Here is a 25,548-nt window from a genome sequence, read left to right on the forward strand (position 1 = left end):
TTCATAAAACTTTGTAGTTTTAATACAAAATTTTGAAAAAAATTTGACATAGGGAGATTTTTATGAAGGTAAACGTGGAAGACATCACTTCAGTGCAGAAAAAACTCAAAGTGGAATTGCCGCCAGAGGTAGTGGCCAAAGAGATTGACCGAGCCTGCCGGAAGCTCAGTAAAGAGGTTTCGGTAAAGGGTTTTCGTAAAGGGAAGGTTCCCAAGGCCGTAGTGAAACGCCTTTTTAAAGAACACATTGAAGAGCGCGTGGTAGAAAATCTAATCCAGGAAAGCCTTCCCAAGGCCATTGAAGAATCAAAGCTAGCCCCCATTGTAAGGCCTTTAATTGAATCTTATGACCAGTTAGACGAAAAAACCGGTTTTTCTTACACCGCCGTAGTAGATATAAGGCCTGAGATCGATATAAAACCTGAAGATTATAAAGGATTAGAGATAGAAGCACTTCCTACCGAAGTAACTGAAGAAGAGCTTGAAAATCACCTGAAAGCCATTCAGATGACTTTTGCTGACCTAAAACCAGCTGAAGAAGGCCACGAGATACAATTAAACGATATAGCCATTCTCTCTTTCAAAGCCTACATCAACGGCGAACCGGTGCCAGGGCATGAAGCCGAAGCCCTTTATGTTGACGTTGGTACTGGAGAATTTAACGAGACTATAGAACAGGCCCTCATTGGCAAAAAGGCCGGAGATACAGTAGAAATAGATGTAACATACCCTGAAGACGCTTTAAACGCCCAGCTAGCAGGGCAGACTGTCCATTATAAAGTCCAGATACGAGAAGTTTATGTGAGAGATTTAAAGCCCCTGGACGACGAGTTTATCCAGAAAATGAATCTGGGCTTTGAATCTGTTGAGCAACTACGCGAAAGAATCAAGGCTCGCCTCGAAGAAGAAAAAAAGAAAAAGGCCGAAGAATTTTTAAGAGAACAGGTGCTTCAAAAGCTGCGGGAAAAGATTCAGTTTGAAGTACCTGAACGTTACGTAGAATACAAACTTGCTCGCCTGATTGAACAAATGCAGCAAAACCTTGAAGAAAAAGGCCACACTTTTGAGTCCGCAGGTATTTCTGTGCCCAAACTCAAGGAACGGTTGCGCCCCATGGCTGAGCAGCAGGCCCGTGAAGATCTCATTTTAGAAAAAATTGCAGAGATCGAAAATATAAGTGTAAGCGGTGAAGAACTTGAGGAAAAAGCCAAAATGCTTGCTGAAGCCACTAAGGCCAGCCTTGAAGAAGCAAGAGCTATTCTGGCTACTTCTATGGTGCCACGCATCATAGCTGACAAGACTTTGCAATTTTTGGTGTCTCAGGCTAAAATTAAAGAAAATCAATCAAATTCTGCTTCCGAAGAACCAAAGGACGCCGAGGAAAGAGAGGGTTAACCATGTACGTACCTATAGTTATTGAACAGACTGCTCGTGGCGAACGAGCTTATGATATTTACTCGCGCCTCCTGCGGGAAAGAATTGTCTTTATCGGAGCTCCCATTGATGATCACTTGGCCAACCTGGTGATTGCTCAGCTCCTTTTTCTGGAAGCTGAAGATCCCGATAGAGACATCACTTTATATATAAACTCGCCTGGTGGCATAGTGACCTCTGGCCTAGCTATTTACGACACTATGCAATATATAAAGCCTGATATCTGCACCCTTTGCTTAGGGCAAGCGGCTAGCATGGCTGCTGTACTTCTAGCTGGTGGCACTAAAGGTAAACGCTATGCCCTTCCGCACTCGCGTATCATGCTACATCAACCCATAGGAAGCTTTCAGGGCCAGGCTACCGATGTTGACATTCAGGCGCGAGAAATTCTTCGTTTGCGAGCCATGTTAAACGAAATACTGGCTAACCACACTGGCCAGCCTATAGAACAAATCCAAAAAGATACCGAACGCGATTTTTATATGTCTAGTGAAGAGGCGCAAAAATATGGAGTTATTGATAAAATATTAACCAAGCGCCCTTCAATGAAGGAGGAAAAGGACAATGCCTAAGAAGAAAAACAAAGGCGATTTACATTGCTCCTTTTGCGGAAAAAGCCAGCATGAAGTCCGCAAACTGATTGCTGGCCCGGCTGTTTATATCTGTGATGAATGCATTGAGCTTTGCAATGACATAATCGCCGAAGATTCTGACGGCGAAGAGTTTGAAAAAGAGTCGCCGTCTATCCCTAAGCCTTCAGAGATTAAGGCTTTTCTTGACCAGTACGTAGTCGGTCAGGAAAAGGCCAAAAAGATTCTTTCGGTGGCGGTTCATAACCACTACAAGCGTATAGAAAGTCGAGTGAGCTTAAACGGCGTAGAACTTCAGAAAAGCAATATCATGTTGATAGGGCCAACGGGTAGCGGAAAAACTCTTCTCGCTCAAACGCTGGCCAAGTTTTTAAACGTGCCTTTTACCATTGCTGACGCCACCACCCTTACCGAAGCCGGCTATGTAGGTGAAGACGTAGAAAACATTATCCTTAATCTGCTTCAAGCCGCTGATTATGACGTAGAACTTGCCCAGCGGGGCATTGTTTATATTGACGAGATAGACAAAATTGCCAAAAAGACTGATAGCCCGTCTATTACCCGTGACGTTTCGGGAGAGGGAGTTCAGCAAGCCCTTTTAAAGATACTTGAAGGCACTGTGGCCAATGTGCCTCCAAAAGGCGGCCGCAAACACCCACAACAGGAATTTATCAAGGTTGATACAACTAATATCCTGTTCATTTGTGGTGGTGCTTTTGTGGGGCTTGAGAGAATTATTAAAGAGCGTCTTGGCCAACGTTCCATTGGATTCGGGGCTGATATAAAGAGTGCTAAAGATATGAGTATTGGGGAGATTCTTGCGCACGTGGAACCTGAAGATCTCATCAAATTTGGTATGATTCCTGAGTTCGTTGGTCGTGTACCCATTGTAGCCACACTTGATGAACTTACCGAAAAAGAACTTATTAAGATTCTTACCGAGCCCAAGAACGCTCTTACCAAACAATATCAAAAACTATTTGAAATGGACGGCGTAAGCCTTAGATTTACAGAAGGGGCTCTTAGGGCCATTGCCAAGGAGGCCATAAGGCGCAAATGTGGCGCCCGAGGCTTAAGAGCCATTATGGAAGAAGCTATGTTTGAAATAATGTATGAGTTGCCTTCTATGGAAGGCGTTAAAGAAGTAGTGGTAACAGAAGAAGTTATCACCAGAAAAGACAAACCAATAATAATTTACGAATCACAGGCCCAGCAGGCCTAAGAGGTGTTATGGATACGAAACAAGAACAACAAGCAATAACCCTGCCGTTACTACCTTTAAGAGACATCGTTCTTTACCCTGGACGTTTGGTGCCTTTGTTTATAGGGCGGGAAAAGAGCATCATGGCCATTGAGCACGCCATGGCCGGCACCAAGGAAATTTTCCTTTCCGCCCAGAAAGACGCCCAGCTTGACGAACCTGAAGAAAAAGACATTTATCGAGTAGGTACCATCGGCACGATAATTCAGATTCTCCGTTTGCCAGACGGCACGGTAAAGGCCCTTATTGAGGGTAAACAGCGGGCTAAGATCAACCGCTTTTTGCCAGGGCATTCCTTTTTCATGGTGGAAGTGGAGCCGAAAAGCGAGGTTATTGAAGCTGGCCCAGAAGTTGAAGCCTTGATAAGGCTTTGCCACGAGGCCTTTGAAGAATACACCAAAGTGAATAAGAAGATTCCTCCAGAAGTTGTTTCGTCAATTTTGGGGCTCAAAGATCCTTCAAGGTTAGCAGACCATATCGCCGCGGTTTTAAACCTTAAGCTAGCCCAGAAGCAGAGGCTTCTTGAAATAACTAACGTTAAAAAACGGCTGGAAATGGTGCTCGGTTATCTCCGGGGGGAGATGGAAGTTATTCGCCTTGAGCAGCGCATCAAAGAGCGCGTCAAGAAACAGATGGAGAAGACCCAGCGCGATTACTATCTGAACGAACAGATGCGCGCTATCCAAAAAGAAATGGGCGAGCGAGAAGACGGCCGTGGAGACCTGGCTGAGCTTGAAAAGCGCATTAAACGGAAGCGCTTGCCTAAAGAAGTGGCGGCTAAAGTGCGCCAGGAGTTCAAGAAGCTCCAGATGATGTCGCCTATGTCAGCGGAAGCCACTGTAGTGCGCAACTATATTGACTGGCTGATTAGCCTTCCGTGGTATGAGCGCACTAAAGACAAAATAGACATAGAAGAAGCCGAAAAAATCCTTGACGCTGACCACTACGGCCTTGAGAAACCCAAACAGCGCATTCTGGAACACTTAGCCGTGCAAAAGCTGGTTAAAAAAATTAAAGGGCCGATTCTTTGCCTGGTGGGCCCGCCAGGGGTGGGAAAAACTTCACTGGCCAAGTCGGTAGCGCGGGCCATGGGGCGCAACTTTGTGCGCATATCGCTTGGTGGCGTGCGCGACGAGGCTGAGATCCGCGGGCACCGTCGCACTTATATCGGAGCTCTTCCTGGCAAAATAATCCAGGGCATGAAAAAGGCCGGCACAGTAAATCCTGTATTTTGCCTTGACGAGGTTGACAAGATCGGCACTGACTTTCGTGGTGACCCAGCCGCGGCCCTCTTAGAGGTGCTTGACCCAGAGCAGAATTTTGCCTTTCAAGATCACTACTTAGAAGTGGGCTACGACCTTTCAAACGTGCTTTTTATTACCACAGCCAATGCCCTTCATACTATTCCTACGCCTCTTCTTGACCGTATGGAAATAATTGAAATCCCAGGCTACACCGAAGAGGAAAAGCTAGAAATTGCCAAAGGCTATTTAATTCCCAGGCAGCTTGAAGCCCACGGACTGTCACCTGAAATGGTCACTTTTTCTGATCGGGCCATTTTAGAAATAATCAGGCGTTACACCAAAGAAGCCGGGGTTAGAAATCTTGAACGCGAGATAGCGGCTATCTGTCGTAAGATTGCCAAAGAAGTAGCCAAAGACCCCAAGGCCTTTAAACCTACCAAAGTCTTAGTTAGCAAAGTTCACAAGTATCTTGGTGTTCCTCGTTATCGCTACGGCATGGCCGAAGAGAAAAACGAAGTGGGTATGGCCACTGGCCTTGCCTGGACAGAGACTGGCGGCGCCCTTCTCCAGATAGAAGCGGTGATTATGCCTGGTAAGGGTAAACTTCTCATTACCGGAAAGCTTGGTGACGTGATGCAGGAGTCTGTCCAGGCGGCTATGAGCTACGTGCGTTCAAGGGCGCATCAACTTGGGCTTCCGCCGGATTTTTATCAGCGAATTGATATTCACGTGCACGTGCCCGAAGGAGCCATCCCTAAAGATGGGCCAAGTGCTGGCATAACCATTGCCACGGCCATTGTCTCGGCCCTTTTAAAGATACCGGTTAAGAGAACAGTGGCTATGACCGGTGAAATCACTTTAAGAGGAAGGGTTTTACCCATAGGTGGCCTTAAAGAAAAACTTTTGGCGGCCCGCCGCGGGCATATTGAAACAGTGATTATCCCGCAAGAAAATGAAAAAGACTTAAAAGAAATTCCGGCCAAGGTGCGAAAGGATTTAGACATCGTGCTGGTAGAACACATGGACGATGTCTTAAAGATAGCCCTTGACCTTAAAGAACCTGACAAATTATTTAGAGACGTACCACCTTATACTTTGTTTGGCGATACCAAAGAAGGCAGCGAGATAAGAACGCATTAGCCTTGACAGGTAGGAGTGGGCTTGTTAATTTTACCCCTGGTTGGGGCGGATAGCTCAGCGGGAGAGCATCGGCCTTACAAGCCGGGGGTCACAGGTTCAAATCCTGTTCCGCCCACCATAATGAGAATTGCGGGGCTGTAGTTCAGTACGGTTAGAACGCCGGCCTGTCACGCCGGAGGTCGCGGGTTCAAGTCCCGTCAGCCCCGCCAGCTTATCATCTTATGGACCTACCATTTATCCTCAAAAAAATAATCGGTAATCTTTTGCTGCCCTCAGGGCTTTCTTTTGTCTTTTTATTATTGGCTTTTTTAGCTGCTTTTTCCCGTTACCGTAAAAGCCAGGTGAAAATTTTTCTTGCCTTGGGTTTTATTATTCTCTACTTGTCTTCTACAGTTTTGCCTTATTTTTTATTGCATCCTCTTGAATCTCGTTATGCCAAGCCCAAAGAAGCCGTTTTAAAGGAAGCTCAAGCCATTGTTTTGCTTCCTTCTTACGTATCTGACCGTCCGAATTTAGCTCTACTAGACCGCATTGGGGGAGAAACGGCCAAAAGACTTTTAGCGGCAGTATTGTTGGCCAAAAAATATCCGGAAAAACCACTTATTATCGTGGGGGCTGGGAGTCAGGGCCTGGATATGGGCAAGGGAGCCAGTTACCTGGCAGAAATTGCCGGGGGCTTGGGAGTCAAAAATGTAGAAGTTTACGATAAGGCCAATGATACGGCCTCAAGCGCTCGGGTGCTAAAAGAACGCCTTAGCGGCCAGAAATTCATTTTAGTAACCGCTGCTTACCACATGCCTAGGTCAGTTTATCTTTTTGAAAGAGAAGGGCTTAAGCCCATTCCGTATCCGGCTTATTCAATCTCCAGAGAGGAAAGGTCTTTTGGTATTACTGATTTCTGGCCCAGGCCTATAAATCTTTTTTACAGTGACCTTGCCGTCCACGAATACCTGGGGCTTGCATTTTATAAACTTTTAGAGCACATTCCTTAAACTATGAATAACTGGACTGGTCGGGCGCAAAAAATTTTAGAGGATTCTTTATCAGTCAAAAGGCTATTCTGGGATAAACAGCGGGAGAACATTTTAAAATCCGCTGAAGCCATTTTAAATTCCTTAAAAAACGGAGGAAAACTCCTTATTTTTGGAAACGGCGGCAGCGCGGCCGACGCCCAACACATGGCCGCTGAGTTTATCAACCGCTTCAGACTTGAAAGAGAACCTCTTCCGGCCATTGCCCTCACCACCGATACTTCTATTCTTACGGCGGTGGCTAATGATTACGATTTTTCCGACGTATTTGAAAAGCAGATCAAGGCCCTAGGGCAACCTGGAGATGTAGCTCTTGGCATTAGCACCAGCGGAAATTCAAAAAATGTATTGCGGGGCCTTAAGGCCGCCAGAGAACAAGGGCTTTTAACCATTGGGCTAACTGGCGGGACGGGTGGTAATATGGCCAGTTTTGCTGATATTTTAGTGGTAGTGCCGTCCAGAGAGACCCCTCGTATTCAAGAAGCCCATATTTTTTACATCCATCTTGTTTGCGAACTGGTAGAGGAGGCCATCTTTGCCAGTTAAGCCCCTTGATTTTTCAGGTCTTAAAACTTACAGCCTTTTTGAACGGCCAAGCAAGGTTTCCGTGGAAGACCTGGCAAGGCCTCTTTCGCCGGGCTTAAGTTTTAAAGAGTTTCTCGCCTGCCTGCCCAAAGAACTAGCCGCAAAGGACTTGCTGGCGGTAGCTCGTGCCATGGCTCACGCCATTAAAAACAAGCGGCCGGTTATCTGGGGTTTTGGGGCCCATGTCATCAAAGTTGGCCTCACGCCCATTATTATTGACCTTATGCGGCGGGGGTTTATCTCCGCGGTCATGGTAAACGGAGCCTGCATGGTCCATGACTCAGAACTGGCCATGGCTGGCATCACTTCTGAAGACGTAGCCCAGGCCTTAAAAGACGGAAGTTTTGGGGCTGCTAAAGAAACCGGTGAGCTGGTAAACCGAGCGGCCAAAGAAGGGTGTAAGCAGGGCCTGGGTCTGGCTCTGGGCAAACTTTTGGCTGAGGGCGATTATCCTTATAAAGACCTAAGCCTTTTTGCTTCGGCCTATAAACTCGGAGTGCCGGTAACCGTACACGTGGCCATAGGCACGGACATCGTGCACATGCATCCCACGGCAGACGGCGCCGCTATTGGTGAAGCCTCTTTTTATGACTTTAAAGTCTTTTGCCGCCTGGTGGCGGACCTTGAAGGCGGCGTGTTTTTTCTGGCCGGTTCGGCGGTATTATTGCCAGAGGTCTTTTTAAAGGCTTTAACTGTGGTGAGAAACCTTGGCTACAAAGTAGAAAAATTCACCACGGTGAATTTTGATTTTATAAGACATTATCGCCCCCTTACCAATGTGGTTAACCGACCTACCATGACCGGTGGGAAGGGCTATCATATAACGGGGCACCATGAAATCTTAATTCCGCTTCTTGCGGGAGCTTTGCTTGAGGAGTTAAGCCATGAAGCTTAAACTTATTTTTGACGAAATCGTAGCCGAAATTGAACTTGCCGATACGCCGTGTGCCAAAGCCATTTTTGAAGCGGCTCCTTTTACCTCCCGAGTTAATCTCTGGGGCGAGGAAATTTATTTTGCTACACCGGTGGCCTTTGGCCTTGACGAAACGGCCAAAGAGGTGGTGGAGCTTGGTGATGTTGGCTACTGGCCAGATGGCAAGGCCCTTTGCCTATTTTTCGGGAAAACGCCTATAAGTACGCCTTCGGAAATTAGGCCTGCCAGTGCCGTAAATATTGTGGGGAAAATCTTAAGCCCTCTTGAGGACTTGAAACGCGTGCCTGAAGGATTAGAAGTTAAAGTAGAAAAAGCTTAGGAGGTGTAGGCCCATGCCCATATACGAATTTACTTGCTCTGAGTGTGGAGAGACCTTTGAAGAACTAGTCCTTGGTGGAAGTTACGATGGGATCAAGTGCCCTAAGTGCGGCAGCGAAAAAGTAGAAAAAATAATGTCTGCCTGTGCCTTTAAGTGTGGAGCTAACTTTGTAAGTGCTTCAGGGAGCAGTGCTTGCAGTAGTTGTACGGCCACCAGCTGTAGCAGTTGCAGCGGGAAATAATTTATGCACTACGATATTGCCTCTAAGGTTATTCTTTCTCGCTGCAAAGAGCCTTTTCTTTCTTTTTTCTGCGGTTTACCAGTAAAAAAAGCTTTTTTAATTGAAGAACGCCCACAAGAGACTACCTCTTTAAGGCGGGCTGACTTTGTTTTAAAAACAGTTCTAGAAGATAATGAAGAACTTTTAGTGTTAGTGGAATTTTTTTCTTCTTGGAAGGCCTGGTATCCTTTGCGTACTCTTGAGTGCCGTTGCCGTCATCTTCTTGAAGAAAATATCCCCGTTAAAACTTTTTGTTTTTTGTTTACTCCTTCAGCTGGTGCCAAAAATTACTATAGAGATGAAGAAGTCAATTACCAGTTCAATCTAATTAAACTTTACGAAATAGACGCAGAAATGGTGGTAGAAAAGGGCCCAGAATGTTTATTAGCCTTTGTGCCTATTTTAAAAAACGGGGAAAAATTTATTGATGAAGCTGAAAAGAAAATTTACCAGTCAGAAACTTCCAGGGAAACTAGGGCGGACCTTTTAACGGGAATGGCCATTTTAGGAGGCTTAATTTCTCCTGAAATTCCGTTAAAATTGGTCCAGAGGAGGCGTGATCTAATGATAGAAAGTGCTGCTTACGAAATAATTAAAAAAGAAGGTTTTGAAGAGGGATTAAAAGAAGGTCTCCAACAGGGTATTCAGCAAGGTATTCAGCAAGGTATTCAGCAAGGATTAAAAGAAGTTCTTCTAGATGTGCTTGAAGAAAGGTTCGGAATTTTACCCGTGTCTGTTATCTCTCAAATTAACGCTATATCCAGTGCAGAATTATTAAAAAGCCTTAGCCGAGCGGCTGTTAGAGCAAAAAGCCTGGAAGAATTTAAAGACTTATTAAAACGCGTAAACGAGTAAATTTAGTTTTTAGTCGTCAGAAAGTTAAGTCACGATTTAAAAGGAGTAGTTCTTTGAGAAAGCACATTAAGGTAGGCACTAGAGGTTCAAAGCTTGCCCTGGCCCAAACAAATTGGGTCATCGGCCAGATAAAAGAACGCTACCCCGAGATTCAGGTAGAAACCGTCATCATCAAAACCAAAGGCGATAAGATTTTAGATGTTCCCCTGGCCAAAGTTGGCGGCAAAGGGCTTTTTGTCAAAGAAATAGAAGACGCCCTTTTGCGAGAAGAGATAGACCTTGCGGTCCACAGTATGAAAGATGTTCCTACCGAGCTGCCAGAAGGCCTTGAAATCGCTATAATCCCTGAGCGCGAAAGCCCGTATGATGTCGTAATTTCACAGGGTGGGGAATCCATTGATGACTTGCCTAGTGGCGCCACGGTTGGCACCAGTAGTTTGCGCCGGAGTGCCCAGCTTAAGGCTTACCGGCCTGACTTAAAGATTGAAAATTTACGGGGAAACCTTGATACCCGCTTGCGCAAGCTAAACGAAGGTCTTTACCACGCCATTATTGTAGCCCAGGCCGGTCTCATAAGGCTTGGCCTAAAAGAAGAAAGAGCCAAACCCATTTCGCCTGAAATAATGCTTCCTGCCATTGGCCAGGGGGCTCTCGCTATTGAAGTTCGTGAATCTGACCATGACCTGAAAGAAGGTCTTTCCTTTTTGCATCACGAAGAAACGGCTATTTGTGTAGCAGCAGAGCGGGCCTTTTTGGCCACCCTTGAAGGAGGTTGTCAGGTGCCGCTGGCGGCCTTTGCCAGGCTTTCAGGAGATAACTTAACCGTTGAAGGTTTAATAGCTGATCCTTCTGGCGAAACTATTCTCAAAGAGGAACTTAAAGGCCCCAAAGAAGAAGCCCAGGCACTTGGGCGAAAGCTTGCGGAAATTCTTCTTGGCCGAGGCGGCCGAAAAATTCTTGACGAAGTTTACGGGAGAGCATAATGCCAGGGAAGGTTTATCTCATAGGTGCAGGTCCAGGAGACCCAGGGCTTATTACAGAGAAAGGAAGGCGGGTCATCGCCAAGGCTGATGTCATTGTTTACGACTACCTAGCTAATCCCAGGTTTTTGGCTCTAACCAGAGAGGACGCCGAAAAAATCTACGTTGGTAAAAAAGGCGGTGATCATACCCTTTCGCAAGAAGGTATAAACCAGTTGCTAGTAGAAAAGGCCAAAGAAGGGAAGACCGTAGCTCGCCTTAAAGGGGGAGACCCTTTTCTCTTTGGCCGTGGTGGCGAAGAAGCTGAAGTTTTGGTGGAACACGGCATCCCCTTTGAAATAGTGCCAGGGGTTACTTCCGCCATTGCCGCTCCGGCTTACGCCGGTATCCCGGTAACTCACCGGGAGCATACTTCTACTTTTACCATGGTCACCGGCCACGAAGACCCAACTAAAGAAGACTCAGCTATTGACTGGGAGGCCCTGGCCCGCATTGGCACTATAGCCTTTCTTATGGGCATGAAAAACCTGCCTCGTATTTGTGAAAACTTGCTTCGCCACGGCAAACCCGAAGACACGCCGGTGGCGGTGGTGCGCTGGGGTACTACCCCACGGCAAAAGGTGGTTGTTGGAAACCTCGGAAACATTGTGGCTAAAGTGGAGGAGGCAAAGCTTGGCCCACCGTCCATAATCCTGGTAGGCGAAGTGGTAAAGCTTCGCGAAAAACTTAACTGGTTTGAAACTAAGCCCCTTTTTGGCAAGCGCATAGTGGTTACCCGCACAAGGGCCCAGGCCAGCCAGCTCGTGGAGAGCCTTGAAGAATGCGGGGCCGAGTGTCTAGAAATTCCTACTATAAAAATTGTCCCGCCAGACTCTTTTGAACCGCTTGAGCAGGCTATTGAACAAATAGAAACTTACGACTGGTTGATTTTTACTTCTGTTAACGGCGTGCAGGTCTTTTTTGAAAGGCTCTTTGCCAGAGGGAAAGACGCCCGTGCCCTAGCCAACACCAAAGTGGCGGCTATTGGCGTGGCTACAGCCGAGCTTATCAAAAAATACGGCCTGCTGGTGGATCTCCTGCCCCAAGAATTTCGGGCTGAAGGGCTTTTAGAGGCCCTCTTAAAAGAAGAGCTTGCCGGGAAAAAAGTCTTGATCCCAAGGGCCCTTGAGGCAAGAGAGATACTACCTGAAAAATTACGCGAGGCAGGCGCTGAGGTTGAAGTAGTCCCTGCTTATCAGACGATTCTTCCTGAAGAAGAAGCCACCCGATTGAAGAAAGAGCTTGAGCAGGGGGTGGATGTTATAACTTTTACCAGTTCTTCCACGGCTAAAAACTTGCTAAAAATGCTGGGAGACGAAGCCAGAAGTTTGCTTTCAGAGGTAGTGCTAGCCTCAATCGGGCCTATTACCACCGAAACCCTAAAGAAGGCCGGTTTTACTCCCCAGGTGGAGGCCAAAGAATACACTATTCCCGGACTGGTTAAGGCAATTCTAGAATATTTCAGAGCCTGATTTATTTCTTCTCCCTTTTATAGCATCTATTTTGTTAACCGCCTTGATCCGATGGTAATCATCAAATTGCCACTTGAACATTTTTGAGAGGAAAGGTCACAAATGAAATATGGATATGTTTTTATACGGATAGGACGTCATAGTTTTAAACATCAAATACTTGCACCATTTTTTATCTCTTATGACACGCCGTTTCTATTGTTGCTCCATTCAATCAACCGCTCGATTGACGTTGCCATGATTACGGTAAATATAATAGTTAAAATCAGTCTCAATGCCGTAAATTTAGGTCCTAAAAATTGGAGTTCTACTATTTCTTGAGGAAGCTTTATACACGCCCATGCGTTAAGAAAAATAATGACGTTAGAAATGCGTGCGCCTTTTTTAATTAAAGCCGCAGCCATTGGGAAAGCCACATAAAGAGGGCCTGTCGGCAGAGCGCCAAAGAGCAAGGCCAGAAAAAAACCTTTTATTCCCGAAGTTCTTCCCAAATATTTTACAACCATGTCTTTTGACACCCACAGCGTAAAAAGACCCATTAATATCATCACGGCAGGTAATATCCAAATCATTTCAACAAAGAATTCCCATGATGTTGTAAAAACCATATCTCGTCTATCAGGGAAAATTGATAGCAAGATTATCGCGATACTCAAAGTGATACCTAGAAGAATCACATCTCGGATCGCTCCTTTTAGCGCCTTATCTTTTTTCATAATAGTGCCCCTATTATAAGAGCAATAATAATTGCGAAGATGAAACTTATGCCATTTCTCAGCAGGGCAATTTTCTTTCCCAGTTCTTTTATCTCCAGAGGCAGAGTAACTATTCCAACCATTGTCAACGTTGTTATGAAAGCGGCAACGGCAGTAACTGATGCCCCACCCTTCAGAAGTGACGCTGCCAAAGGAAAGGAGATAAGTGCTGGAATATACAGGATCGTCCCTAAAAAGGCACTGAAAATTAATCCGCCAAAACCAGCTTGCTCGCCGATAACGTCAGAAATCTTGGCCGGGGGCACAAAGCCTAAAAGCAGACCTATGACGATGATGATAATAAAAACCATTGGAAGAATGCGGAAGAAAGATTTTACCGCTACTATCAGTGATTGCTTCGTTTTTTCCTTATTCCTTATTAAAGAAACAAATAAACAAGCAAAAGCGAATATATTTATCAAAAAGGCTGTTTTATTCATTAGTTAGCATCTCACAGCATTTTAGATTAACCCGCCCAACATTCCTTTTTGACCTGCGGCTATGGATTTGAAAAATTTCTTATTCCCCACCTCCAAATTAGGAGGTGCGTTACCATATCATCTATTACCTGTCAATGAATTACTCAAAATTAGCCGTATAAAGTAAATAAATTTGACATAATAACACTAGAAGATTTAGCATTACTATAAATAACTCCTGGCAAAACTTTACTGACTATTTTAAACGAATTTCCTATTCCTGAACTTTTTCAACTAAAGCCCTTTTACATCTCCTGGGTAAAAAGAACCCTTGCCTGAAATAAGAATACCCGGAAAGTGGCTTATATCTCAGAAGACAACAAAAAGCGCTTTATAAAATTTCTTGAAACTCTTATGAACTCTGGCAAGTGGCCCAGGCTGAATAGGCTATAAAAATTTACAACTACTGCGACAATTGAGTTATTGCGAGCGAAGCGAAGCAATCCCTGAGACTGCTTCGACCTCTAACGAGGCCTCGCAGTGACAGCGAAGCTTACTTTGCTTTAGCGATTATGTCAGCAGCGATACTTTGTCGTGTAAAAAACACTCGGATTAATAGCTCTCTGGATAAACCTTGATTTCCGCTTAAGCCAGAATTAAGCTTGGCTTAAAATGGCTACCATCTTTTTCACCTAATGGGTGAGACGGGCGAAGACACAAAACAATCTAAACATACTGGTAATAGAGGGATAGCCCCAACCCTTCTCCCTCTGGGAGAGGAGAGTTTTAGAGGAAAAATCTATTAAAAAATGGGGGGTTTGGGATATGTCCCCAGGGCCTACCCAAAATGTCTAAGTGGGGAATAACAATGAAACAGATTATTTATCTCGATTACAACGCTACCGCACCGGTTCTTCCTGAAGTAAGAGAAGTTGTCGATTTTTATTTAGTCGAGGCCTTCGGTAACCCATCTTGCAGCCATAAAGTCGGGCAGGTAGCCAAGAAAGGCCTCGAAGAAGCGCGAAAAAACGTTGCATCTTTAATTGAAGCTAACCCACAAGAAATAATTTTTTTATCAGGGGGCACAGAAGCTAATAATCTCGCCATTTTGGGAATGACCCTGGCTCAAGAAAAAAAGAAACACGTAATTACCTCTCAGATTGAACATCCCTCGGTGCTAAACCCCATGATAAAGCTTTTAGAAATGGGTTTCGATGTAAGTTTCCTCCCGGTAGATAGTCAGGGCTATGTTGACCCAGACGAGCTTAAAAAAGCCCTTCGGCCGGATACGTTTCTCGTGTCAATTATGCTTGTTAATAATGAAGTAGGTACTATCCAGCCTGTAGCTGAAATTGGACATATATGCCGTGAAAGAGATATAGTTTTTCACACTGATGCGGCCCAGGCTGTAGGGAAACTTCCTGTTTCCGTAAAAGAAATAAATTGTGACTTAATGACTATAGCCGGCCACAAGATGTATGCTCCCAAGGGAATTGGAGCTTTATTTATACGAGAAGGCATTTCTTTGAGGCCTCTCATGCACGGGGCTTCTCAGGAAAAGGGATTGAGGCCAGGCACAGAGCCAGTAGCTCTCGCCTGTGGTTTGGGTAAAGCAGCATCTATAGCTAAAAAGGATTTAATCGCCGAAGGGGCCAGAGAAAAAATATTAAGAGAAAAGCTATATCAAGGTTTGAAAGACATTTATCCCCGTCTAGTTCTCCATGGAGACCCTGAAAGAACCATTTCTAACACCTTGAGTATATCCTTTCCTGGGCTTAGCGCTTCTCAAATTCTTGCCAATTTACCGGAAATTTGTGCTTCTACTGGAGCAGCCTGCCATAACAAAGCCCAGGCCATTTCTCACGTATTAAGCGCTATGGGAGTCTCAAAAGAGGTAGCCTTGGGGACCATGCGTTTAAGCCTTGGCCGCGGCACATCAGATCAAGACATAAGTAGGGCTATTTCCCTTTTTAAGCGCGTATTAGTGAGTTAATAGTTCTCCATGCCCATTTTAGGAGAAATAGCCAATAATCTGATTTTGCCCCTGCGCTTACGAAATTTTAGAGTCTTTTTCATAGGCCAAAGTTTTTCTCTTTTAGGTACCTGGATTTTTGTGACTGCTCAGCGCTGGCTTTTATATGATCTAACTAATTCAGCCTTTTTTCTTGGCATATTGGGAGCTATAGGGAGTTTACCAATCCTTCTATTCTCGATACCAGCAGGATACTTAGCTGATCATTTACCTAAAAGAAATCTTCTTTTGCTTTCTCAAAGTGTAGCTGCTTTGCAGGCAGGTATTCTTACTTTCTTAGTTGTTAGCGGACGGGTCGAAGTTTGGCACATTTTAAGTCTAGCCTTTTTGCTCGGATGCACTGTTGCCCTTGAATTCCCGGTAAGGCATTCTTTTATCTTTGACCTGGTGGGTGAAGATTCATTGGTAACAGCTATTTCGTTACACTCCACGGCTTTTAACTTGGCAAGATTCCTGGGGCCAGCTATAGCAGGGTTTTTAATGGCTCATTTTGGCCTGTGGACCTGTTTTTTGGCTAACACGCTATCTTACCTGCCGATAATTTTTGCCTTGGCTATTATCCCTTTATCTGAAAATCATAAAGGTGTTTCCAAAAAACCCTGGGAGGGATTAAAAGACGGTTTTATTTTTGTATTAAACAGTCGCCAAATCAGACGCATCTTACTTCTCATAGCTACCACCAGCATCTTTGTCTTACCTTATGCGGTGCTTCTTCCAGCGGTGGTGCGTGAAAATTTCGGTGGAGGAGGAAAGGAATTCAGTTTTCTCATGGCCGCCAACGGCCTGGGCACACTTACGGGAGCCATATTCATGGCCGCTTTTGGTAGAAATATTCCTAAAGATAGATTTATACCCGCCAACATGGCTCTTTTATGCATTTATCTGGGCGGGATGATTCTTTCAAAGAAGTTTTATCTGGCTTGTGTTTTGTTGATAATGTCTGGCTTTCATATGGTTTGCATGTTTACCTCTGCTAACGCCTTTCTTCAGCTGAATAGCCCGGATGACCTGCGCGGCCGCATTTTAAGTCTTTTTAGCTTGAGTTTTTTAGGGCTTTTCCCTTTAGGAAGCTTTTGGGCTGGTACTACTGCTCAATATTTTGGGCCTAAATGGACTTTACTGGCAGGGCTAACCATAGCCCTGGTTTTATCCATCTGGCAAGGACTTATTCCAAGTCTTAAAAAAGCGGAAAACAGATAAAATATCCTGGCCATACCTCAAAAATTTCTTGATAAAAAATCAATTTTACGAGAAACTAAAATAGCTCTTTGAAAATTGAATAAGGTAATAGGGGCTGGCATTAGCTTACTTTAAAATATTCCTGTTGTCGTAGCTCCTGTTTTCTACGTTGCTTTTCGGCCGTTGCGGTTTTGTTCTTTTTGGTCTCTGTGGTCCTTTTATTAATGAGTCATTAAATAGGCGACAAAATACCCGGTTATTGCGAGCATTTTTCTGGTCATTGCGAGCATTTTTCTGGTCATTGCAAGCATTTTTCTGGTCATTGCGAGCGAAGCGAAGCAATCTCCATCCCACGTGCTAGTAAAGGTCTTGCCAGACCGCAAAGTAATATCGGCAAAAGCAACCCCTGGCCTTTCCGGTCAGGGGTACCCTATTTTCACGCAAATTTATAAGTTTGCTATTTATCGTTATTTTTGGAAAAGGCTATTTTGAACCCTGACCGGTTCTGGAATCCGTTGGTATTCAAGTGTTTCGGGTGGTTCTTGAGTTAAATAGTAAAGTTTAAAAAGTGGTTTTTGGCAAATTTTCGCTGAACCTTGACCTGAGCCGTCATCTAACTCTAGCAGATAACGCCATTTTTAAGGCCTGCAGTGAGAAAACCTTGCCTGATTAAGAAGGCATTACGACTGGTTAGGTAGTCGTGTTCATACACGACTACCCGGTAGTTAGGGTGAGAAAACCTTGCCTGATTAAGAAGGCATTACGACAAATAATGTTCATAAAAACAAGATTCACAACATGGTTCATGTGAGAAAACCTTGCCTGATTAAGAAGGCATTACGACTGTGTTTTTTGGCCCACAAAACGGCTTTAGCATCTAAATGTGAGAAAACCTTGCCTGATTAAGAAGGCATTACGACTCTGAAGCCAACTGGCTCGACAATATAATATACATTTATGTGAGAAAACCTTGCCTGATTAAGAAGGCATTACGACATTAACACACTCTTCACAAACTACACCAAAACCTTCAACAGTGAGAAAACCTTGCCTGATTAAGAAGGCATTACGACTTTATTGTTACTTTTTCATTTTTATTTATTGGTAACCAGTGAGAAAACCTTGCCTGATTAAGAAGGCATTACGACATGAATTTTTTATCAATTACATCTGAAAAATCAACTAGTGAGAAAACCTTGCCTGATTAAGAAGGCATTACGACTCAACATCAGCTAAGAAACATCTGACAACAACCTCTTCACGTGAGAAAACCTTGCCTGATTAAGAAGGCATTACGACAGGTAATAGAGCTCGTGGTCAACCTTTCGTTCTAAGTAGTCCTGTGAGAAAACCTTGCCTGATTAAGAAGGCATTACGACTCGAGGCTGTTTATTTTCGAATTGTCAAGCCACCTTTCCTGTGAGAAAACCTTGCCTGATTAAGAAGGCATTACGACCCTGGGTATTGAGGGCAATCCAATTGCATCCCGTAATTTGTGAGAAAACCTTGCCTGATTAAGAAGGCATTACGACAGGTAATAGAGCTCGTGGTCAACCTTTCGTTCTAAGTAGTCCTGTGAGAAAACCTTGCCTGATTAAGAAGGCATTACGACTCGAGGCTGTTTATTTTCGAATTGTCAAGCCACCTTTCCTGTGAGAAAACCTTGCCTGATTAAGAAGGCATTACGACCCTGGGTATTGAGGGCAATCCAATTGCATCCCGTAATTTGTGAGAAAACCTTGCCTGATTAAGAAGGCATTACGACCTTTGAAAATCCTCGGCCCCGTTGTGATTTTCCCTGAAGACCAGTGAGAAAACCTTGCCTGATTAAGAAGGCATTACGACCCAGCACCTCTTCCTCATCAAGCTCATCCGTACTAGCGAACCGTGAGAAAACCTTGCCTGATTAAGAAGGCATTACGACGCCTTGTCTATCATGTTTTCGGTGCTGCTGAAGACAACAAGTGAGAAAACCTTGCCTGATTAAGAAGGCATTACGACATGTTCCTCTACGATATCATGATCCACAAGAGTTAGTTTGTGAGAAAACCTTGCCTGATTAAGAAGGCATTACGACATTGCTTTAAGATATCATATTGTTTATTTATGAATAAAGTGAGAAAACCTTGCCTGATTAAGAAGGCATTACGACCTTGGTTTATTTCCCATAAAAATTCAGTATCGTTATTTTTTAACGTGAGAAAACCTTGCCTGATTAAGAAGGCATTACGACATGTTCCTCTACGATATCATGATCCACAAGAGTTAGTTTGTGAGAAAACCTTGCCTGATTAAGAAGGCATTACGACGTTGGGGAGTTGTTGTCGTTTAAAATACTTTAAATACCGGGTGAGAAAACCTTGCCTGATTAAGAAGGCAAAGGGACAGGCCCCCTGGCCTGTCCCTTACAAATTGACGGGCCCGGTAATATGGTAGATGGCTGATGGCTAATGGAGAGAGACTGCTTCGCTTCGCTCGCAGTGACAGAATGGTTGATGCCTGATGGCCAATGGCGAGAGATTACTTCGCTATGCTCGCAGTGACTGGATCTTACAATTCAATATCCCCTAACGTTAAGTTGTTTCCAGATGTGAAAGTAGTTTATAAGCTCGAGCGGTCTTCTTGAAATAGGCCGCTATTTCGCGAGGGTCATCGAGCACCGTGAAAAGATCAAGATCTTCTCTGGAAATCATTCCCTCGTGTAGAAGTCGTTCTTTTATCCAGGTAACTAATCCGTGCCAGTACTTGCTTTCTACCAGTACAATGGGCACTGGCCTTATTTTATGTGTTTGCACTAAAGTAATAATTTCAAAAAATTCATCGAGGGTTCCATAACCCCCCGGCATACATAAAAGGCCTACAGCATATTTAGCCATCATTACTTTGCGCACAAAAAAGTAGCGAAATTCAATTTTTATATTGGCGTAAGGATTGGCTTCTTGTTCTCGAGGAAGCCTTATATTGAGGCCTACCGAATAAGCACCAGCCTCTGCTGCTCCCTTATTAGCCGCTTCCATTATCCCGGGGCCACCCCCAGTAATTATGGAAAAGCCCTCTTTAGCCAGCAAACGAGCAATTTCTTCGGCCTTCTGATAATAAGGATGGCCTGGTTTTACCCTGTTTGAACCAAAGACCGTAATAGCAGGATAAACCTTAGGTAATTCTTCAAAACCTTCTACAAACTCAGCCATTATCTTAAAAAGCCGCCAGGATTCTTTAGCAGCTAAACCATTTAACACGTATTGTTTGTCATCTAATTCTCTCAAGGCCGACCTCCATGACTGTTAGCTAAACTTTTATTGTTAAACATTTCTTTTAAGACTCGTAAAGAATTAATTTCCTGATTTAAAACCCGCAATACAAAATTTTCTATTAACCTTTCCGCCCTTTTAAGGTTTTCGGCACCTGGTTTGATTATCCTTAAACGCATGGGGCTTACATGGGCAATATGATTCAAAAAAGCCAGCAATTTCAAATCGAGGGCAAAATCCTCTTCAAATGCACAATTTTCACAGACCACCCCGCCCTCTGTAAAAGAAAAAAAGACATCTCTCTTCAAAGGCTTTTCACAGCGCAGGCAGCTTTCTCCAAGATAAGGGAAAAAACCGCTAGCTTTTAAAAGAGAAAGCTCAAAGCTAATCTTTAAAAGAGGCCAAAAATCAAGGCCCTTGTTTAGCACGTAAAGACTTTCCTCAAAAAAAGAAAAAAAAGCTTGGCCAGTTCCGACTTTGAAAAAGCATTCTACCAATTCACTCAAATAAGCAGCTTTGGCAAAGGTCAGAGGTTCAAAACGCAAGTTTTCAAAGGGATTTAGCAAATCGGCCTGATCTAGAAATGGTGGCAAATTTACCTTGCCACCGCGCAAATGGGCCTGAATAAGAGAAAAGGGCTCAAGGGTGTTAACAAAACGTTTGAGACTTTTACGCCCTCCTTTAGCTACAGCGGCCAAACGCCCGCGTTCTGCTGAAAGTAACTCCAGCCGGACATCTTTCTCTCCTAGCGTTTGAGAACTTAAAATGATGGCCTGAACAACGACATTCAACGCTTATTCAGCTGACCCTGGAAGCTTAGGTAAAGTTGGTGATGGATTTTTAGGAGTATTTGCTTCGTCTTTTTTTAGAGGAATTTCTTCTATAAGAGGTGCAAGCTGAGAAGCAGATTTCTTTTCTTCTTTAAAAAAGAGGAAATAGCCTCCAGTTATAAGTAAAATTACCAGTATCAGAATGGCTATAAGACGCCACGGTATTTCTTTTTGGGATTCTTTTTCATAGGACATTTCTTGAATTTTTTCAGTCTTATGCCGACGAAACGGGGCATAAGCCTCTTCAAAGCGGATTAAGGCTTCGTTTGGGTCAAGCCCGATGGTTTCACAGTAGCTTCTTATAAAACCCCTTATGTATATTTCTGCAGGAAGAATTTCCCAGTCTTCAGCCTCAAGAGCTTTTAGGGCTCGCAAACCAATCCTTGTTTGTGAAGAAATTTCTTCCAGACTAAAGCCTCTTATTTCCCTCTGGTGTCTAAGGTATTCCCCAAAGCCGTTTTTATTTTGTCCTTCAGACATTAAAGCAATATCCTTATGTAAGCTTGTTCTCTAAGTTCTTTTTGCCAATTTTTGAGCAGTTGGTCAATTTTTTTCTGGCGAATTTTTTCTTCTATCTTTTGTTTGACTTCGCTTAAAGGTTTAGCCTTTTCTTTTTTAACTTGCAAGAGTTTAAAAATCTGCCAGGTATGGCCAACTTTTACAGGTGGGCTAATTTCACCTGGGTGAAGCTTGGCCAAAATATTCCTTACTTCTGGAGCTAACTCTTCTGGACTGAACGTCCCAAGGCTGTGACCGCTATCTGGAATTTGAGAATATTCGGCGGCCACTTCCGCAAAGTCTTTCCCCTTTTTTAGTTCTTGATAAGCCTTTTTAATCTTGATTTCTGCCTGTGGACCACTAATGACTATAGCAGCTATTTCGTATTTGGTTATTAGTTTTCCATATTTTTTTTGATACGCCCTTTCTATTTCCTCTGGAGTGACAACTATCTGGCTTACTCGGCTCTGGACCAGCTTTATTCGTTTTATCTGTTGTGCTACTTTCTCTCTGTATTTTGCAAGAGTTAACCCCTGCTCGGTCAAGAATCTTTGAAAGGCTTTGTCATCAAAACCATTTTGGCGCTTAAAATGCTCAATAAACTTGTCTATTTCTTCTGGAGAAACGGTAATTCCTTGACGCTCAATCTCCTGATTTATTAGTTTTTCGTCGATTAATTCTTGAAGGACTCTTTGGCGAATTTCTTTTTTAATACGCTCTCTTTCAGCAGGGTCTTGTACGCCTTTTAAGTATTCCTGATATAACGGAGCTGCTGCTTCATCAAGCTCTGAAAGGGTTATAACCTCATCGTTTACCACGGCTACAATGCGGTCTACTATCTGGGCCTGAACATTTACCGCCCAAAAAATAACCCATATAAACAAAATAGCCTTTTTCATCTAGCCTCCGCTAAATTTTTCTGCTCTGAGAGAAAGTAAATCTTTTCTGGCAACTTGGCGAGGGCCTTTTTTACCTCCTCGAGAAAAGAAAGCAATTCTTCGAGCACTTCCGATGTAGCTAGACTCAAAATAAGTTTGTTATCTTTAGTGATGCGTAGCCCAAGACCTCTTTTTCGAGCGAGCTTACGCCACAACTTTTCGTCTATCTGGGCTGAAGGGTCAAAGTAAAAGATTACCTCTTTGCCACGACGGTCAAGCTTACGTACTTTAAAAGACCTTAAAATGGCCTTGAGCAGAGAAAGTTTTATCAGGTTTTCCACTTCTTTGGGCAGGATACCGAAACGGTCCTCTATTTCAAGGGCTAGTTCTTCTATGGCTTCTCTAGTTCTAGCCAAGGCCAGACGCCGATAAAGATGCAGACGTTGTTCTACGTCAGGAATATAAGAGGCTGGAAAATAAGCAGGCACCTTGAGGTTGACATCGGATTCTACCTCTTCTTCCAAAGGCTTCCCGCGCATTTCGTCTATAGTATGCTTAAGTATTTCCAGGTAAAGGTCATAACCTACTGCGGCCACATGCCCTGATTGAAACGTTCCCAATAGATTTCCGGCCCCTCTAATTTGCAGATCACTCATAGCCAGCTTAAAACCTGCCCCAAGCTCCGTAAATTGCATAAGGGCCTTTAGCCTACGCTCAGCATCTTCTGAAAGCCCTGAAAGAGAAGGCACCAGTAGATAAGCATAGGCCTGAACGTTACTTCGCCCGACTCGTCCCCTTAACTGATAGATCTCAGCCAGGCCCATACGGTCAGCCCGGTTAATAATGATTGTATTGGCTGAAGGAATGTCTATGCCCGATTCAATTATGGTAGTACAAACCAGGACGTCTATTTCCCTGCGTACAAAACGCACCATGATTTCTTCAAGTTTTTGCGATGGCATCTGGCCATGAGCCACTTCTATACGCGCTTGAGGCACCAAGCGCCGCAGCCAGTCTGCCAGGGCGTATATGCCTTTTATACGATTGTGGACAAAAAAGACCTGGCCTTTACGGTTAAGTTCTCTTTCAATAGCTTCTTTTATCACCTGTTCATCAAAACGGGCCAGATAGGTCTTTATAGGTAGCCGTTTTTCTGGTGGTGTGGTTATAACGGATAAATCTCTTATTCCTAAAAGTGATAACTGTAGCGTCCTGGGAATAGGAGTAGCAGAAAGGGCAAGAACATCTACATTTTTTCGTAATTGTTTAATTTTTTCTTTGTGTTTTACTCCAAAGCGATGTTCTTCGTCGATAATAAGTAACCCGAGATCTTTAAAAGAAACATCATTTGAAAGTAGCCGATGAGTGCCAACTACAATGTCTATTTCGCCTTGAGCTAGTTTTTTAAGGATTTCTTTTTGTTCTTTTGGAGATTTAAAACGGGAAAGAACCGCTACTTTAATACCGAGAGGAGAAAGTCTTTCATAAAAGGTACGAAAGTGTTGTTCAGCAAGCACCGTGGTAGGGACCAAAATAGCCACCTGTTTTTTGTTTTCTACGGCCAGAGCCGCAGCTCTTATGGCTATCTCTGTTTTGCCATACCCCACATCTCCACAAACGAGACGGTCCATAGGGGTAGGCTTTTGCATATCTTTCAAAGTTTCTTCAATGGCGACAGCCTGTTCAGGAGTCTCTTCATAAGGGAAAGAAGCTTCTACCTGACGCAAAAGGGGCCCTGGCTCAAAAGAAAAGCCCTGGCCTACTTTTCTAGCTGCGTAAAGAGAAAGGAGTTCCTGGGCCACTTCTTCAATGGCCTTTTGGACTTTTTTCTTCCTAGCCTCAAAGCTTTTACCACCCAGACGATCAAGAGAAGGTTCTTTTCCTTCGAGACCAACGTATTTGTGGAGGAGATTAAGCTTATCAACTGGGAGATAGAGTTTATCGCCGTCTTTGTATTCAATTAGAAGGAACTCTCCAGGCAAACCGCCTATCTCCAGTGACACTAATCCGTGATAGCGGCCAATACCATGCTCACGATGGACAACAAAATCTCCTGGCTTTAAGTCTTCAAAACGTAAAAAAGTTTCTTTTAATGAACGGGCTTTTTGAGTAGTAAGTGGTTTACGAACTCCAAAAAGCTCATGTTCGGGAATAATAGCTAAAGAAAGTTCTGGCCAGATGAACCCGCGCGAAATGGTGCCTACGTATATGGCCATTTCAAACGGGGCCGCAAATGCATTAAAGGCCTCTTTTTTGAGGGGGATTTCCATAAAGCCGAGTTCTCTTTCTACGAGGGACTTTATCTTTTCCGCTGATTTTTCGTGAGGCGAGGTTATTACCGTTCGTTCTTTACTGGCAATTTCTTGCAGATATTTCAATCCTCTTTCTATGGCTTCTTTAGGAAAGGCCTTAATGGACTCAAGATGGGCCTGATGGTCTTTTATTTCAAAGCTCAAACCTTCTTCTAAGACAGGTAGTTTTGAAATCTCTAAAATTTTGGCATGGTTATCTAAAAGGCTCAAAGCTTCTTTCTGAGTAAGAAAGCTTTCTTGTGGCTCTACCAATACCCTTTTACCTTCCTTGGCCTTGCGCCAGGAAAGGACGAGGCGTTCTTCAAAACGAGCTATCTCGTCAATCACTTTTTCGGGCTCAAAAATGATCAGGGTATCTTTAGGTTCAAGATAGTCAAAAAAACTGGCAGGTTTTTCGTAAACAAGGGGCAGCCAGAATTCTTCAGGTTCTAAAACAAGGCCTGTTTCAAGGGTCCTGAGATAAGAGCTTTCTTTATCAGGAGGAAGGCCATAGTCGGATAGCCTTTTGAATAGGCGTTCTTCAAGGCCAGAAGGGTCAAAGGATAAAATTATTTCTCTTGCCGGGAGAATGACTAACTCTTCGATTTCTTCAAAAGAGCGTTGGGTTTCAGGGTCAAAGCGCTTTACACTTTCCACTTCATCGCCAAAAAAATCAATCCTTACGGGAAAGGTCTCTCCAGCGGGGAAAATGTCAATTACTCCGCCTCTTATAGAGAACTCTCCTACCCGCTGGACAAGGCCTGTTTTTTCGTAACCCAAGTTGATTAAGTTTTCTAAAAACTTTTCGCGAGGAAGCTCTTCACCAAGCACTACATATTCGTAAAATTTATTTAAGGCTCCGGGAGGTAAAGTTTTTCGCAAAAGGGCCTTGGCCGAAAGAATAATTAAGGCTTTTTTTCGTGTTCTAAATTGGTACAGGGCCGCTATCCTCGCGGCACTGATAACGGGAGAATGATAAACGCCACCAAATGGGAGGACATCCTCAGCTGGATAGTGGAAAACGTTGGTAAAACCGAAAAAGTTAAGAGCTTCTTTTACGCGTAAGCATTGAGATTCTTCAGGTAAAAGAATTATTCCTTTTTGTGCTTCAGCAAGACGCAAAAGACAGGCCAGTGCCTCTTCGGTAAGGCCCGAGACCTTTAGCCGGCCTTTTCCTCCAGTTAAAAACTCTTTTATATTTTCAAACTTTTCCGAAAGTTTTAAAGTCATTTAAGTTTAAAAAGGCCTTTGC

At 43.9% G+C, this 25,548-nt stretch carries 21 protein-coding genes, 2 tRNA genes and 1 CRISPR repeat array; of the genes, 16 read left to right on the forward strand and 7 right to left on the reverse strand.

Going from position 1 to position 25,548, the window contains the following annotated elements; genetic code table 11:
• The first annotated feature begins 62 nt into the window (after positions 1 to 62).
• The 14 genes from tig to cobA all read left to right on the forward strand — a co-directional run bounded on the left by tig (position 63) and on the right by cobA (position 12,163).
• A complete protein-coding gene (tig, locus tag THEIN_RS04360) occupies positions 63 to 1,394 on the forward strand; it encodes a trigger factor (protein WP_013907482.1) in 1,332 nt (443 codons plus the stop codon).
• A 2-nt stretch (positions 1,395 to 1,396) separates the two neighbouring features.
• Positions 1,397 to 2,005: an ATP-dependent Clp endopeptidase proteolytic subunit ClpP gene (gene clpP / locus THEIN_RS04365; RefSeq protein ID WP_013907483.1), complete on the forward strand. Its 609-nt coding sequence runs from the start codon at positions 1,397 to 1,399 to the stop codon at positions 2,003 to 2,005.
• A complete protein-coding gene (gene clpX / locus THEIN_RS04370; RefSeq protein ID WP_013907484.1) occupies positions 1,998 to 3,245 on the forward strand; it encodes an ATP-dependent Clp protease ATP-binding subunit ClpX in 1,248 nt (415 codons plus the stop codon). Before clpP ends, clpX begins: the two co-directional genes overlap by 8 nt.
• Before the next feature lie 8 nt (positions 3,246 to 3,253).
• Entirely contained in the window at positions 3,254 to 5,668 is a 2,415-nt protein-coding gene (lon, locus tag THEIN_RS04375) for an endopeptidase La (protein WP_013907485.1), read from the forward strand.
• 43 nt (positions 5,669 to 5,711) lie between these two features.
• Positions 5,712 to 5,786 (forward strand) — tRNA-Val (locus THEIN_RS04380).
• A 13-nt stretch (positions 5,787 to 5,799) separates the two neighbouring features.
• Positions 5,800 to 5,877: transfer RNA gene (locus THEIN_RS04385), tRNA-Asp, on the forward strand.
• Positions 5,878 to 5,889: 12 nt separating this feature from the next.
• On the forward strand, positions 5,890 to 6,660 hold the full coding sequence (locus THEIN_RS04390; RefSeq protein WP_013907486.1) for a YdcF family protein: 771 nt from the start codon (positions 5,890 to 5,892) through the stop codon (positions 6,658 to 6,660).
• 3 nt (positions 6,661 to 6,663) lie between these two features.
• A complete protein-coding gene (gmhA, locus tag THEIN_RS04395; protein WP_013907487.1) occupies positions 6,664 to 7,245 on the forward strand; it encodes a D-sedoheptulose 7-phosphate isomerase in 582 nt (193 codons plus the stop codon).
• Entirely contained in the window at positions 7,235 to 8,179 is a 945-nt protein-coding gene (locus tag THEIN_RS04400; protein ID WP_013907488.1) for a GSU2086 family protein, read from the forward strand. Before gmhA ends, THEIN_RS04400 begins: the two co-directional genes overlap by 11 nt.
• Positions 8,169 to 8,537 carry a cyclophilin-like fold protein gene (locus tag THEIN_RS04405; protein ID WP_013907489.1) on the forward strand — a complete coding sequence of 123 codons (369 nt, stop codon included), beginning with the start codon at positions 8,169 to 8,171 and terminating at the stop codon, positions 8,535 to 8,537. Before THEIN_RS04400 ends, THEIN_RS04405 begins: the two co-directional genes overlap by 11 nt.
• Before the next feature lie 13 nt (positions 8,538 to 8,550).
• Positions 8,551 to 8,778 (forward strand): FmdB family zinc ribbon protein, encoded by a 228-nt coding sequence (locus THEIN_RS11955; RefSeq protein WP_013907490.1) that lies wholly within the window; start codon positions 8,551 to 8,553, stop codon positions 8,776 to 8,778.
• Positions 8,779 to 8,781: 3 nt separating this feature from the next.
• Positions 8,782 to 9,672, forward strand: a complete 891-nt coding sequence (locus THEIN_RS04410; RefSeq protein ID WP_013907491.1) for an RpnC/YadD family protein — start codon at positions 8,782 to 8,784, stop codon at positions 9,670 to 9,672.
• Between the two features lie 53 nt (positions 9,673 to 9,725).
• Complete coding sequence (hemC, locus tag THEIN_RS04415; RefSeq protein WP_013907492.1) at positions 9,726 to 10,655, forward strand: hydroxymethylbilane synthase; 930 nt, start codon at positions 9,726 to 9,728, stop codon at positions 10,653 to 10,655.
• Positions 10,655 to 12,163, forward strand: coding sequence for a uroporphyrinogen-III C-methyltransferase (gene cobA, locus THEIN_RS04420; protein WP_013907493.1), 1,509 nt, complete (start codon positions 10,655 to 10,657; stop codon positions 12,161 to 12,163). The genes hemC and cobA overlap by 1 nt, the downstream gene beginning before the upstream one ends.
• Before the next feature lie 179 nt (positions 12,164 to 12,342).
• Here the strand turns inward: cobA and THEIN_RS04425 are convergent, their stop codons facing one another.
• Together THEIN_RS04425 and THEIN_RS04430 are read right to left on the reverse strand one after the other, a co-directional pair.
• Positions 12,343 to 12,879 (reverse strand): permease, encoded by a 537-nt coding sequence (locus THEIN_RS04425; RefSeq protein WP_013907494.1) that lies wholly within the window; start codon positions 12,877 to 12,879, stop codon positions 12,343 to 12,345.
• Positions 12,876 to 13,358, reverse strand: a complete 483-nt coding sequence (locus THEIN_RS04430) for a permease (RefSeq protein WP_013907495.1) — start codon at positions 13,356 to 13,358, stop codon at positions 12,876 to 12,878. Before THEIN_RS04430 ends, THEIN_RS04425 begins: the two co-directional genes overlap by 4 nt.
• Before the next feature lie 847 nt (positions 13,359 to 14,205).
• On the opposite strand from THEIN_RS04430, the gene THEIN_RS04435 reads away from it, so the two are divergent.
• Together THEIN_RS04435 and THEIN_RS04440 are read left to right on the forward strand one after the other, a co-directional pair.
• Positions 14,206 to 15,330 carry a cysteine desulfurase family protein gene (locus tag THEIN_RS04435; RefSeq protein ID WP_013907496.1) on the forward strand — a complete coding sequence of 375 codons (1,125 nt, stop codon included), beginning with the start codon at positions 14,206 to 14,208 and terminating at the stop codon, positions 15,328 to 15,330.
• 9 nt (positions 15,331 to 15,339) lie between these two features.
• On the forward strand, positions 15,340 to 16,569 hold the full coding sequence (locus THEIN_RS04440) for an MFS transporter (protein WP_013907497.1): 1,230 nt from the start codon (positions 15,340 to 15,342) through the stop codon (positions 16,567 to 16,569).
• Positions 16,570 to 17,198: 629 nt separating this feature from the next.
• Positions 17,199 to 18,934: a CRISPR direct-repeat array (repeat unit 37 nt; unit sequence GTGAGAAAACCTTGCCTGATTAAGAAGGCATTACGAC).
• Positions 18,935 to 19,121: 187 nt separating this feature from the next.
• Here THEIN_RS04440 and THEIN_RS04445 read toward each other — a convergent pair.
• From THEIN_RS04445 to mfd, 5 genes are read right to left on the reverse strand one after another with little or no spacing between them, the layout of a single operon-like run.
• Complete coding sequence (locus tag THEIN_RS04445; RefSeq protein WP_013907498.1) at positions 19,122 to 19,814, reverse strand: LOG family protein; 693 nt, start codon at positions 19,812 to 19,814, stop codon at positions 19,122 to 19,124.
• A complete protein-coding gene (recO, locus tag THEIN_RS04450; protein ID WP_013907499.1) occupies positions 19,811 to 20,590 on the reverse strand; it encodes a DNA repair protein RecO in 780 nt (259 codons plus the stop codon). The genes THEIN_RS04445 and recO overlap by 4 nt, the downstream gene beginning before the upstream one ends.
• A gap of 3 nt (positions 20,591 to 20,593) precedes the next feature.
• The gene (locus THEIN_RS04455) at positions 20,594 to 21,109 is read right to left on the reverse strand and encodes a helix-turn-helix domain-containing protein (protein WP_013907500.1); all 516 of its coding nucleotides are present in this window, start codon (positions 21,107 to 21,109) and stop codon (positions 20,594 to 20,596) included.
• Positions 21,109 to 22,026: a SurA N-terminal domain-containing protein gene (locus tag THEIN_RS04460; RefSeq protein WP_013907501.1), complete on the reverse strand. Its 918-nt coding sequence runs from the start codon at positions 22,024 to 22,026 to the stop codon at positions 21,109 to 21,111. Before THEIN_RS04460 ends, THEIN_RS04455 begins: the two co-directional genes overlap by 1 nt.
• A complete protein-coding gene (gene mfd / locus THEIN_RS04465; protein ID WP_013907502.1) occupies positions 22,023 to 25,526 on the reverse strand; it encodes a transcription-repair coupling factor in 3,504 nt (1,167 codons plus the stop codon). Before mfd ends, THEIN_RS04460 begins: the two co-directional genes overlap by 4 nt.
• Positions 25,527 to 25,548 lie beyond the last annotated feature (22 nt).

This window comes from Thermodesulfatator indicus DSM 15286, assembly GCF_000217795.1.
Taxonomy (GTDB): domain Bacteria; phylum Desulfobacterota; class Thermodesulfobacteria; order Thermodesulfobacteriales; family Thermodesulfatatoraceae; genus Thermodesulfatator; species Thermodesulfatator indicus.